The organism is Variovorax sp. J31P207 (assembly GCF_030316965.1).
GTDB lineage: Bacteria > Pseudomonadota > Gammaproteobacteria > Burkholderiales > Burkholderiaceae_C > Variovorax > Variovorax ginsengisoli_B.
This window is the reverse complement of sequence record NZ_JASZYN010000010.1, coordinates 90970-104066: the sequence shown is the minus strand read 5'-3', so window position 1 is coordinate 104066 and position 13097 is coordinate 90970. Positions and strand designations below refer to the sequence as shown.

The 13097-nt window shown below is 64.2% G+C and carries 5 protein-coding genes; 3 read left to right on the top strand and 2 right to left on the bottom strand.

Going from position 1 to position 13097, the window contains the following annotated elements; translation table 11 throughout:
• Positions 1 to 382: 382 nt before the first annotated feature.
• Positions 383 to 1951 carry a hypothetical protein gene (locus QTI68_RS28760; RefSeq protein WP_286526569.1) on the bottom strand — a complete coding sequence of 523 codons (1569 nt, stop codon included), beginning with the start codon at positions 1949 to 1951 and terminating at the stop codon, positions 383 to 385.
• A 601-nt stretch (positions 1952 to 2552) separates the two neighbouring features.
• Here QTI68_RS28760 and QTI68_RS28755 point away from each other — a divergent pair.
• The 3 genes from QTI68_RS28755 (at position 2553) to QTI68_RS28745 (ending at position 6432) form a co-directional block, all read left to right on the top strand.
• Positions 2553 to 2741, top strand: a complete 189-nt coding sequence (locus QTI68_RS28755; RefSeq protein ID WP_286526567.1) for an ankyrin repeat domain-containing protein — start codon at positions 2553 to 2555, stop codon at positions 2739 to 2741.
• 815 nt (positions 2742 to 3556) lie between these two features.
• Positions 3557 to 3667: an ESPR-type extended signal peptide-containing protein gene (locus QTI68_RS28750; RefSeq protein WP_286526565.1), complete on the top strand. Its 111-nt coding sequence runs from the start codon at positions 3557 to 3559 to the stop codon at positions 3665 to 3667.
• Positions 3664 to 6432 carry an autotransporter outer membrane beta-barrel domain-containing protein gene (locus QTI68_RS28745; protein ID WP_286526564.1) on the top strand — a complete coding sequence of 923 codons (2769 nt, stop codon included), beginning with the start codon at positions 3664 to 3666 and terminating at the stop codon, positions 6430 to 6432. The genes QTI68_RS28750 and QTI68_RS28745 overlap by 4 nt, the downstream gene beginning before the upstream one ends.
• Positions 6433 to 6523: 91 nt before the next feature.
• Here QTI68_RS28745 and QTI68_RS28740 read toward each other — a convergent pair whose 3' ends face one another.
• Positions 6524 to 12709: an autotransporter outer membrane beta-barrel domain-containing protein gene (locus QTI68_RS28740; protein ID WP_286526563.1), complete on the bottom strand. Its 6186-nt coding sequence runs from the start codon at positions 12707 to 12709 to the stop codon at positions 6524 to 6526.
• Positions 12710 to 13097 lie beyond the last annotated feature (388 nt).

Sequence of the window (13097 nt, the reverse complement as noted above, 5' to 3'; positions counted from 1 at the left end):
GCATCGCTCCGCGCACCGGCGCTTGACGATGCGTCGTCTGTCGAACCGCTTGTCCTTGCAACGCTTGCCAATGCCTCCTGCGAAGGGGGGGTGGGTTTGCAGGCGCCGAGGATGCCCAGGGCGGTCAGGCCCATCAGCAAGGAGCAAACAAGGGCCCGGCGGCGAGTCTTCATTTCAGTGGGGATGCACAAGCGCCCTTCTCTTGTTGAGTAGTTTCGATCCGACGCTGCCGATGAGGAGACCCGCAGCGAGGGGGAGGATGTCGAAGCCGTTCCTGATGCTCTATCGAGGGCCTTGGAAGTTCGGCCTGGTTGCTGCCGGCGCCATCGTGGCGCCGGCCCAATGTCGTCGAGCGTGGGCATGGCGTCGATGACCCCGGAGATCATGGGACGGACGACACGCCTCCCAGGTGCCGTTCAGCAATCCGGCGGAAGGCGTCCCGCTCTTCCTCCGAGATGGCGGCGATCTGCACGTGGGTCTGGTTTCCGCCGGCGGGCGATTGGACGAACGCCTCCATCATGTACGTCGGGGACGAATCCTTGCCCTTGCCCTTGTCCTTGTCCTTGTCCTTATCCCTCCACACCCTCCAAATATCGCGCTGGCCCAGCAATTCGCCGGGCACAACGGTCGCCGATGCCGGAGCGCTGCTGTGTCCGTGATTGCCGCGATAGATGAGCATATTTCCCCCGGTTGCCAGAAGCGGCACTACGCGGCGGAAGCGAGTGACGGAAAAATCGTAGGCCCCCTCCTCATACGAAACGTAGTCGGTCGAAGCGTCGGATTTGATGCTCAACCGCCGCTCACCGGGGCGCAGGGACTCGACCATGCGTTGAACTATGTTGTTGGCCTGGTCCAGGTGCTTCAATGCCTCCCGGCTCAGGTAGAAGTCCAGCCGCTGCACGGTGCCATCGGGGTGCCGGGTCCAGACGCTTCGTATGCGTTGATCGTTTTCCGCGTGCATCGGCAATCCGGCGCGAACCGAGTCGACGATTTGCAATCCGTCGCGTGCGGCCAGGGACGTGAATTGCCAGTTGGGCATCAGGGTCTGCAGATCGTCTGCAAGGGACTCCGAGGTGCGGAATCTCTCCGCAACCGCCACCGTCAGGTGAAGGTCGCCCTCCGCTTCCAACGCGAGACGATGGAAGACCGCCCGTGGGAACTCCGGCGCACCCATGATGCCGCGGCCAGTGGGAGCGCTGTCGTACCTGACAGCCGACGGTGCGCTGATCTGAAGCCGCCCTTCGAGCAGGTCCATCTTCTTCCAGGGGCCCGCGGACGCGAAGCCGGGCGTCGAAGGCTTGTCCTTTGACGAGGGCACTTGGCCAGCGGTCACGCTGGCGGCGATCTTCCTTGCGAGCCCGGCGACACCGGCGTCATCTTTCAGGGCTTCCCGATTTGCCGAGAACGACAGCTTGTGGACCGTGTCGTCCGGAGCGAGTATGTAGAGCAAGAGAAGATACCGCCCCTTGACCTTGCGATCCGCCTGATCTTCGGCGTCCAGCGGGGAGAATTCCACCGCAATCGCCGAAAGCGGCGAAGGCACGCGGAACGGCTCAGGATAGGCCTCCGCGACGGTCTTGGCATCCCAGGATGCCGCGAGATCTTCGTGCACGGATTGTATGAAGCGTCCTCCGGTCAACCGATAGGATTTCGAGGCATCCATCGTCAGGCGTTCGTTCGAGGTTTCCACGACGACATGGGTGATCTTCCCGTTCGTCGGTTCCTGGGGCTTGCAGGTATTGCAGCGAAGCGTCAGCTTTCCTGATTCGCCTGGCGCCGGCAGGTGCACGTTAAGGCGCCCGTCGAACAGGGAGGTCGGAGCGTCGCTCAACTGCAGCTTGCCAATCGTTCCGCTGGCAGTCGCGATGGGAAGCGGGCTTTCTGTAGCGAGGACTGCCGAGGGCGGAAGGCTAAGTGCCAGCCCGAGGCCCAGCCAAACACCGGCAAGCATTCGTGGTCGAAATGAAGATTGATGAGGGGTCATTGATGTGGAGGAGGGGGTCTGGCATCTGTCAAATCGTGCCGCCCCTGTAAGCACACGCCGGCACCTTGTGCTCGTGCTTCACCTGAAGCGGTTCAACTGACAACCGCGCCACGGGTCTGTGTTAAATGAGACGCGTCCGGATCAAGCAGTTCTTTAGCTGACGTTGGCGAATGTCGCCATCCTCGCGCAACTGGGATGGCGACCCGTGAATTGGGCCACGCGGACGGCTTGCTGACCATCAGACCAATCTGAATTTGAGGCTTCTGGCTAGTCAGCCGTCATCTCCGAAAGGCCGTGCGGAGCGTCAAGTTGCCCTACAGCCCAACTCGGAGACCCAGTGCCTTTCGGATGGTCGGCAGATGCATCCCACCAGATCTCAGATTGGTCTTTTGGTCAGCAAGCCGCGGTTGTGGCCCAATTGGCATGTCGCCCGCTTGTGGGGCTGACAGAAAGGTCGACTGTCGCGCGTAGGGCGAACGACGGCGACGTGGAGAGGTACATGACCAAATTCGATGACGAACTCCTTTGCCCTCTGCTATAAAAGGGAGATCTCAAGCAAATAGGACTTTTGGAAAAGTTCGGCAAGATTGGCTGCGATGTCAACGCCAAAGACGGGTCTGGATTCACGGCGTTGGATTTTTCCGCCCTCACCGGCGACAAAGGCATTGCGAATCTGTTGTTGGATAGCGGGGCCGATGTCGACGCTATCGACAACCAGGGTAATACGACTTTGTGGCGGGCAGCGATGGGAGCATAGCCCTGATTCGGCGATTGTTGGCCTTTTTGCTGAAGAGGGACGCAGATCCGGATAAGTCGAATCAGCATGGCGTCTGCCCGAGAGATTTGTTGGAGGAAGCGTAAGCGTCGGTTCCCTTCAAGAAGGCCTTGTCATTCGAAGCAGCCCGCATTTTTCGCTTGAGCGGTCACTCCGGCCAAAAGAGGACAACGGAATTGCGATCAGAAGAAAGCTGCGCTTCTTTGAGAATTTCATTAAGTCGGCGACTCCTTGGTACGCCATTCCATGCCGCATCTGAACCACGCCCAACTCTGAGCTACTGCCCTGCCCGGCACACCATCGGATGAAGCGGCCAAGTGTGTCGGTCTTGGTCATCACGCAGGACCTCACGGCCACAAACCGTGTCCACCCCGAACGGGCCGCTTCAAGGCGCGGTTTAAATCACCTCGACCGCGTGCAAAGCCGCAGCGGCAAAGGCTTTGCGGGAAAAGCGCACCAATTTGCACGAAAAGGACGACAACCCGAAAAGAGTTTGCAAAAAGCGCGGGGTCCATGCATGCACGAAAAGGACAGGCCTCGGGAAAGTGTTCGATTTCCAAGTCGCTGTCAGTATTGGTATTTTTCTGGCAAACCGTATCAATGCGCACGAAAAGGATGATCGGCCCTTATCACGCAACTGTCCGAGGCATGGATCACGCTCGCTCGGTCCGGAGTGTCGTCGCTTAGCGCTTTTCAGACTTGTCTCATATGAAGGTTTACACCTACCAATAACAATGTACTCATTGTGAACGGGCGCCTGCAAGACAAGTGCATCGCCTTCAAAACTAGGAGTACATGTGAACAAGATCTATAGAGTATTTCGCGATTCTTCGGGCAAGCTGGTGGTCGCTTCCGAGTTGGCAAAGGCGAACAGAAAGCAGAGCGGCGGCGTGGTTGTTGCGGGTTGACCAACGCCGGCACGCTCGCCGCGGCCAGCACGCTCGCCAAGGCAATCGACCTGGACCACAACGGTCACGCCTTCGTGAACGACACCACCGGCAAGATCACCGGACAGGTGGCGATGGGCAATGGCACCAACACGGCGCAGCTCAAGACGGGCTCCGTGCTCAACGGCACGCTGTTGGGCGGCACCGGCGACGATACGGTCACCGTGCATGACAACGCGAGCTTCACCACCGTCGATGGCGGCGTCGGCGGCACCGACCGGCTGGTCTTCGATGGCGCGCAGTACACCTACAGCGACATCGATGCGATCCAGAATTTCGATACGGTGCAGTTGTCGAACAACTCGACCGTCACGCTGAAGGAGAAGATGAATGTCGCGGACGGCCGGCTGAGCAACCTGATCGACATCGATGCCGCGAGCACCCTCGCGGTCGCCCCGAGCGCCTCCGGCGCCTTCGTGCTGGACAACCCGCTCAGCGGCGCCGGTACGGTTTCCACCGATACGCAAGGCGATGCCTTCGGCTTCGGTGCGGCCAATGCCGCCAGCACCGGTGCGAACTTCACCGGCACGCTGGCTCTGGGCAACAGCACATTCGATCTGAGCGGCGTGAACACCACGGCGCTGACCAGCGCGACCCTGGAAGCGGGCCGGGACAGCGTCACTACCGTTGGCGATGGTGTGCAGCAGATCGGCGGCCTCAAGTTCAACGGCGGCACCGTGGCCTTCAACGCCTCGCTGCCCGAGCAGACGGTGGCCAGCGGGGTCATCCAGACCGAGAAGCTCGATGTCAGCGGCACCGGCAATGTGGTGGTCAAGGTGCCGGCGCCCTACGTGCCGAGCGCACCGGGTACGCCCAACACCGCCAACCTGCTGGAGCAGGACGACGCCAACGTCATGGTGAAGCTGGTCGAACTGACCGGCGGCGGCAGCCCGATCGGCGGCGCCGCTGACCTGGTGCTCAAGGACCAGGTCGGCAACGTCATCACCGACCAGAGCGGAGTCGACATTGCCCAGGGCGGCAACACCGTGGCCAAGGGCACGTACGACTATCGCCTGAGCACCGGCGCCCAGCAGGACGGCCTGTACGCGAGCTATGGCCTGAAGCAACTCGACCTGCAGCAGGACCAGACGCTCACGCTGGAGCAGGCGCCGGGCGCGACCAAGGGTGCTGCAGACATGTCGGCCAAGATCATCGGCACCGGCAACCTCGCCGTCGAGGCGGGCGCGGGCACCGTATCGATCTCGGGTACCAACACCTACACCGGTGAGACGACGGTCAAGAGCGGCACGTTGCAGCTCCAGGCAGACGATGCCCTGGGCCAGACCAGCGAGCTGCATATTGCCGACAAGGCGACGACCGACCTGAACGGCCGGACCCAGACGATCGGTGCGCTGGACGGCCAGGCCGGCTCGACGCTGGACGTCAACGGCGGCACGCTGAACATCGCCAATGGCGGCATCTCGCAAGGCACCCTGACCGGTGCCGGCCAGCTGAACGTGCAAGCCGGCACGCTGGACGTGCAAGGCGCCAACAGCGCCCTGACGGCCACCACGGGCATCGCCACTGGCGCGACCGTGCAGGTCGACGACGCGGCGGGCCTTGGCAGCGGCAAGATCGCCAACGACGGCAGGCTGGCGCTCAACGGCGCCACAGGCACGCTGGTCAACGACATCAGCGGCGCCGGCACAGTGAACCTGCTCGATGCAGCCAACGTGAACGCTGCGGGCGACAACAGCAGCTTCGCGGGCCAGTTCTCCACTGCCGCCGGCACGGTCCTGACCGTGTCCGAGGCGAAGAACCTGGGCACGGCGAGCGTGGCCAACGAAGGCCAGCTGGTGGTGGACACCGCCACCGACTGGACGCTGGCCAATGCCGTCTCGGGCTCGGGTGACCTGATCAAGCACGGCACGGGCACGCTGACCGCAGGCGATGCGTTGACCTACTCCGGCAAGACGGCCATCAACGCGGGCAAGACGAGCGAGCGTGATGGCGCGCTGCACAGTTCGGATACGACCTCCCTGATCCACGGTGGAGCTGACATCGCGCGTTTCAGCGACGGCGGCGAAGGCAGCATCCGCGTCGGCGCCATGGGTGCCTACGGCAGCGGCACCAACTTCTCGAACAACGGGACGTTGAGCTCCAAGGGCACGGTCGATGGCTACAGCCTCGGTGCGTATGCGACCTGGTACGGCCATCGCGACATCCTCGCCGGCCCCTATATGGACAGCTGGGTGATGTACGGCGCGTTCAACAACAAGGTGAGCGGCCAGGGCCTGGCCACGGAAAGCTATCGCTCGAACAACCTCTCGGCGTCGCTGGAAGCCGGCTACTCGTTCAAGATCCACGAGGACAAGGAGAAGGGCAACACCCTGTATGTCGAGCCGCAAGCGCAGGTGATCGTGTCCAACTATCGGGCGGGCGATCACACGGAGCAGAACGGCACGGTCGTCTCCAACCTGTCTTCCACGAACGTGACGACGCGACTGGGCGTTCGCATGCACGGGAACATGCCCGATGACGCCGGCAACAGGCAGATGCGCCCGTTCGCGGAACTGAACTGGTGGCACGGCCCGGCCACGCAGACGGCGGGGTTTGACAACGTCGTGGTGAACGATGCCCTGCCGGCCAATCGATTCGAGGGCAAGGTGGGCCTGCAGGGTAACCTGAGCAAGGCCGTCAGCGCGTTTGCGTCGGTGGGCTTCGAGGCCGGCTCGAACAACTACCGTTCGGCCAAGGCGCAGGTGGGCGTCAAGTACTCCTGGTAAACAGGCCGGGGCGCTGGCTGCCTTGTTCGTCCTCGCGCACGGCAAGCTGCAAGCCGTGAAGCAGCGGCGCTGCTCCATGGCCGAGGCCTCGCTACCAGACGACTCTGAAGCCGGCCCTGGCACTGACGCTGGAGCCTTTGCCGCCGCCGAAGGCTGCGTTGTAGTCGATGGAGGCGAAGGCGCTTGTGTTCTGCGCCACCCGCGCGGAGATGCCCACGCCCAGCTGACCCCAGGTGCCTCCCAGGTCCGTGGTCAGCGTCACCGGGTTCAGCCCGCTCGTCGCGGCGAAGGTGGTGGACGCATCCGAGCCGAAGTGGTGCCACACATTGGCACGTGCCCAGCCCGTGATCGGGCGGCCACTGTCGCTGTTCCAATTCTTGGTCAGCCGCGCCCCCAGGCGCCCGTACAGCGCATCGGTGTCGCCGTACTGGATCAGGCCGAAGTGATCGCGCAGGTTGTTGCTGATCGAGGTGTGCTGGTACACCAGCTGCGCCTGCGGCTCGACGGTCCAGCCGTTGTCCAGCGAGAACGGATAGCCACCTTCGAGCGAGGCCAGTGCACCCCAGCCCGTGGTGTCCAGGTTTTCGCCGAGCACCGAGCTCGTGCGGATGCGCCCGTAGCGCAGGGCCTGCGCTACCCCATCGATGTACCAGCCCGTGGCTCCCTTGCGGGTCCAGTAGCCGCCGAAGGCACCCCCTTCGGCGTAGGCGAAGCCCGCCTTGCCGCCGAAGACGGCCTGCACGTCGGTGTCGATGCGCCCCGCCCCCACGGTGACGCCCACCATGTCGCGCGAGCCGTCCTCGCGCACCTGACGGTGCACGTCGATGCCCGCCTGCAGGCCCGCGACCTTGTAGTCGTAGGACGGCCCGTTCTCGAGGAAGCTGCTGAAGCGCCCCAGGCGCGTGCCGCCCTCATAGCCCGTGTCGCCGTTCTCGCCGAACACGCGCGCCCACCCCCAGCTCCCCAGACCGTCCTTGCCCAGCGCCGGCCCCGCCGGCTCGCGCGGCTTGAGCGCATCGCCATGGTCCTCGCCCACGCGATCGTGGTACGTGCCCAGCAGCGCCAGACCGAACCGGTTGGCCATCACCGGCACCACCATGTCCAGCGGCACCTCCACGCGGTAGTTCGGGCGCTCCACGGGTGGCGGCGGCGAATCCGCAATGTTGATGGTGTTGCGCAGGTACCAGTTCTGGTCACCGGGGTTGCCGCCGGTCGAGGCGCGTCCGCCTTGCTCGAGCACGTATTCGTAGGCCCCCGCCGCCACGCGGCCTCCCAGCACGAAGGAGCCCGCATCGGTGGTGGCGCCGCTCACGGTGTCCACCACGCGGATGCCGTTGCCCGTGGTGAGTGCGCCTCCGCCCTGGTAGTTGACGTTCACCGCCGTGCGGCCCGAGGCCCGGGCGCCCCCGTTGCTGCCGTCCAGCACCATCATGTCCGAGACGGAGTTGGGCTCGCCTTCGTTGAGCACGCTGTCGATGGCCAGGCGCCCGTTCTGGCCCACGTAGTTGCCCACGATGATCAGGCGGTCCGTGGGGCCGCTGGCGCCATTGACAAGGCTCAGGGTGCCCGCGTTGTTCACGGTCACCGGATCGTTCGCCTGGATCGAGCGGATCACGCTCAGCACGCCAGCTCCGGCGTTCACCTGGCTCGTCGCATCGATGTTGACTGTCGAGCCGCCCAGGCTGAGCTTGTCGGTCAGGGTGAAGTTCGCCCCGTTGTGGAAGTTGATGGTGCCCCAGTTCTGCCCGAGGTTCACGCCCTTGGTCAGATTGTCGGCAGCGAAGGTGCCGCCCTTGTGCTGGATGCCCTCCAGGGTCAGGGTCTTGTTGGAGCCCGTGCCGCCATCAAGATGGTAGGTGGTCGACAGATCGACGCCGGCAACCTTGAGGGCCTCGTTGCTGCCCGCACCCATCTCGATGCTGCCGTTCAGGCTGCCGCCGCTCCAGTTGACTGAGTCGGCGCCAGCGCCCATCGCGACGACGCCCTGCACGGCGCCGGCGCGCATGTTCACGGTATCGTTGCCGGCGCTGCCGAGGATGGCGTGGTGCGCCACGTCGATCGCGTACACCGTGCCCTGGTTGGTGAAGGTGGTGCCACTCCCGTTGGACAGGTCCACCACGGGCGAGACCGTGCTCGAAGACTTCAGGACCCCGGCGTTGAGACTCGAGCTGGCGGTGCCCGCGACGAGTGCGGCGCCGGCGGCGGCGTTGTTCATCGTCACGTTGGCCGCGCTGGTGACCGCACCGGCGGTGTTGGCCAGGATGCCGGTCGCACCGGCGCCGTTGCCAGCAATCGCGTAGCCCGAGCCAAGGTCCAGGCGGCCGCTGGTGAGGGCCCCCGTGGCGGTCTGGAACGCCAGGCCCGTGCCGGCGCCCGAGACATTGACCGTCACGCTAGAGGCCGGATCGAGGGCGGTCGCGGTGCGGATGCCTGCTCCGCTGCCGACGTTGATCGTGGTGTTGGCCAGCGTGATCGCGCCGGTTTCGGCGGCGTTCTCGATGCCGTTTCCCACTCCGTTGCTCGTCAGGGTCACGCCGCTGGCGTTGAGCCCGGTCGCACCGCTGCCCACCAGGATAGTGTGCGCGCTGCCGTCGGAGACGAAGCTGCCGCCGACCACGCCGCCACCGCCGTCGTGCACATGCAGCGCGGCAACCCCATCGCTGGCCAGGACGGTGGCGCTGTTGCGCACCAGCGAGTTGGCGCCTTCCATGTTGATGCCGGTACCTTTGGCCACGGAGATGTCGGCCTGGTTGTCCAGCACGCCGCCGGAGAGGACGTGTACGCCGGTGGCGCCAGCACCCGCCATGGCAATACGGCCTTGGTTCACCAGCGTGCCCTGGTTCTGCGCGATGAAGGCCAGCGCGCCAGGGCCGGACAGGCTCATCGACGCCTGGTTGGTGAGGGTCGTCGCGGGGTTCGGTGCGCCAACCGGGGCGCCGGAGAGGTCATGCTTCTGGCCATCGGCGACGCCGACCACTGCGCTGGCGCCGGTCAGGGTGACCGCGGTGCCCGCGGCGATGCTGCCGGTGGCGCCGCCTTCGACGACGATGCCGCGCGCATCGGCGCCGGTGATATTGAGGGATCCGCCGGTCAGCGCCGCCAGCGCGCCAGGGCCCGTGGACACGATGGCCGCCGAGCCTTGGCCCGAGGCCGCCAGGGCCGAGGACGTTGTCAGCGTTGCACCGTCCTCGATGCGGAACAGCGTCGAGCGCACTCCAGTCGCATTGAGCACAGTGGCCGTGCTGCTGACCGTCGAGCCGGCACCGAGCGCGTGGAAGGCGATCTGGTCGGTGTTGCCGAATACCGGCGTGGCGGTGCCCGCGACCGTGACATGGCCGCCGTCGAGGGCTTCTGCACCGATCGCGCCGACACCGGTGAGGTCGAGAGTCGAGCCGGTCTGCATGTTGGCCACGGCCTGTGTACCGTCGGCGACGACGCCCCGGGTGCGGTCGGGGGTGTTTCCGCCGTTGACGGTGATGGTGCTGCTGTTGTTGGCGGTGGTCGCCCGGCCGCCGGCCGGACCGCTAACGAAGATACCGGTGCCGCCGCCGGTAATCGAGATGCGAGCCGAGTTGGTCGCCGTCGCGCCGGTCTCCACCTGGATCCCGGTGGTGTGGGCGCCGGTGAAGTTCAGGCTGCCGGAGTTGGTGAGCTGGCCCTGGTTGCGGGCGATGTAGCCGATGACGTTGTCCAGCGCCGAGGTCAGGGTCGCCGCCGAATTCAGCGAGGTCGATGCATTGGGGGCGCCGACGGGTGAACCATCCAGACCATGCTTCTGACCATCGACGATGCCGGCGACGGAGCCTGCGCCTGTCTGGTTGATGGTCGCGGTGTTGGTGATCGTACCGACCGCACCGCCCTCGATCAAGACGCCCTTGGCGCCCTGGCCGGAGAGGTTGAGCGTCATGTTGCCAGAACTGAAGGTGCTCGGCGCTCCAGTGATGTCGAAGGCGATCGAGCCCGTCCCCGAGGCGGTGAAGGCCGCGCCGCTGGTGCCGCCGTTGAAGACGGCACCGTCCTCCACGCGGAACAGGGTCGAGTCTGTCGTGCTGACATTCTGTCCTGCGGTGCCACTGTAGTTGATGGTCGAACCGGCACCGAACATGAAGTAGCCGATTTGGTTTGAGCCGTTGACGAAATTGACGTTGCCGGCACCGGTGATGTTGACGTCTCCGCCGCCGCGCGCGTGCACGCCAATCGCACCGACACCGCTGAGGTTGACGTTGCCGCTGAGGGTCGCCAGGGAGTTGTTGCCCTCCGACCAGATGCCGTAGTTGCGCAAGCCCGTCGGCCCTATGCCGCCGGCCACGTTCATCGTGCCCGACGAGGTCGCGCGCGTTGTGTTGCCGGAGAAGAGCCTCAGGCCGATGCCATTGACGCCGTTGACGTTGATCGTGCCGGAGTTGGTCACGTTCGTGCCGCCCTCAACGTTGATGCCCTGGTTCTGGGTGGGATTCGCACTCGCCGCGCCATTGACGTTGATGGTGCCGCTATTGATGACGGCACCGGTCGATCCGCTCGCGAAGATGCCGGCGCTGCCTTGAGTCAAGGTGCCGATCGTGATCGTGCCGGCATTGGTGGCCGCTCCAGTGTTCAAGATGATGATGCCTGCCAATGGCGTCGCGTTGTTGGCGACATCCGGAACCGCGGCTGCGTCCGCGTATTGCGGCTGGCGGCCAAGGTAGATCAGTCCACCTGCCAGATTGGTGAACTGCGCGCCCGACGTGACCCGCGCCCCTTCCGTACGGGCTCCGGCGGTGGTCGAAGCAACCGAAACGACGCCGACGTTGATGGTTCCGGCATTTGTGCCGCTCCCGTTTGACAGCATCTCGACGCCCCGGCTGCCTGACCCCGCCACGTTGACGATGCCACCGGCATTGTTGGCAAATGTCGAGCCCGCTCCGGTCACGTAGGCCCCGATTGTGGAAACCTCGAACACGGGGACCGACGGGTCCACGGCTCCGTCCAGGCCACTGACGAAGCCGGCGTTGAGGACGCCGTTGTTGATGCCATGGCCGCCGGTCCCGATCGCCATCGCGGCGCCGACGTCGTAACCACCACGTCGGAACGAGAGCTGGCCGTTGTTGAAGACGGTGCCACCATTTGTTGCGGCCATCCCGCCGCTGGTAATACCGGGTGAGATGTTGCTGACGATGAAGGCGTCAAGTCGCGCGCCCGCCGCAATGATCCCCTGGGCATTGGCGCCGTCAGCGTGGATGACCGCCCTCATGCCGATGGGCTCGTACCCCTCGTCCGGCAGGGGTGGCCCATTGGTATAGGTGATTGGGGCTCTGGCGCTGGTAAATGCCCTGTCAAATTCCGCTTCATACTGATTCGGATTGAGTGCACCGTTCCGCAACTGCGCGATCAGGAAGGCGTTGTAGGCCTGCAGGTCCGCCGCGTTGTTCACCGTGCGGCTGCTTCCATCGAGGGCGGTGAAGGTGCCGACGTAGCTAAAGAATTCAAAGCTGCCGGTCGATTGCGCTGGCCCGGGCCCACTCGCATTGATCGCCCCCAGCGCACTGCCCATGTCGACGAGATTGGAGCCTTGCCAAACCACTGTACTGGGGGCAGCTCCGGTGCCATTGGCGAAGAACAACGAGGTCTGCTTCGCCATCCCCATGTTGATGAAGTTCGCCGCCGAATTCGTGGGTGCCGCCAGGGAGCCAATCGCCACATTCAGCGTCCCGCCAGTCGCGTCCACCTCGCCAATGCGAGCGCTGATGTACTGCTGACCATTGGTGGGGCCATTAAGCGGAACGGTATAGCCAATTCCATCAGCGGAAGCCGCCCGGGTATCGACAATGTTCGCATTGTCAAAGACCGCAATATTTGTCGTGCCTCCGGTGATCGGGTCGCTCAACGTGAGGATCTGTGACCGCGCGCCGGTATTGATGACCAGCGATGCCGGATCGGCCGGATTGGCACGCGGGTCGGTGGTCAATCCGGCTGCATAGAGGTTTGGCAACGAGATGATCGATCTGCCGGTGATGCCCGGTGTGATCTGCGTCGCGGACCCCTGCAGCGTCACCGTTGCACCACCGGAAACGACGGTCGAACCCACGAGGTTGTCGTTGACTGTGGGGTCGAAAATCGGAAGTGCCACGGTCTGGGCCACGGCACTATCGACAAGGCTCGCGACCGCGGCGCTCGTCGCGACCAAGGCTGCTACCAGCTTGCTGACGGAGCTCCCCTTCGTGTGCCTCTTGGCCGTCTCCGGCGCGAGCACCCAGGCGTGAGCTTCAGAATTCCAGACGAGGCGAAAAATGGTCTTCATCGCAAGACCTTTCGGAATGCGCGAAGAGATGGGGTGAGAGGCAAATCAAAGGTACCCCCTGCGTGGCGTGGATTCCATGGCTTCATGCAGTTCCTCCTGCGACCACTTTTCCGCTTCTTAGTATCAGACGTTTCATTGCCATCGTCCATTTCTCGCTTGCCGCAGATCATCATGAAGTCCGTGAGCGGCTCGAAAAATTGACACGCTTGAGCGAAATTTCCCCTTGAAGATCAATAGCTTGCGTCGGATGGCCTTCGCGCGAAGACGAGCATTCGTACGTGCTTGTCGCATCAGGCATTTTTCGGCGGAAGCGCATCGCGGACCCAGACACTCCCCTCCAGCTTCGCGCCCCGGAAATTCCCCAAAGTGAGTGCCGTGGGCGGCATCC

What these genes read in the sequence shown, in the direction of transcription:
- QTI68_RS28760 (WP_286526569.1), bottom strand. Translation starts at nt 1,951, where the DNA reads ATGCTTGCCGGTGTTTGGCTGGGCCTCGGGCTGGCACTTAGCCTTCCG.
- QTI68_RS28740 (WP_286526563.1), bottom strand. Translation starts at nt 12,709, where the DNA reads ATGAAGACCATTTTTCGCCTCGTCTGGAATTCTGAAGCTCACGCCTGG.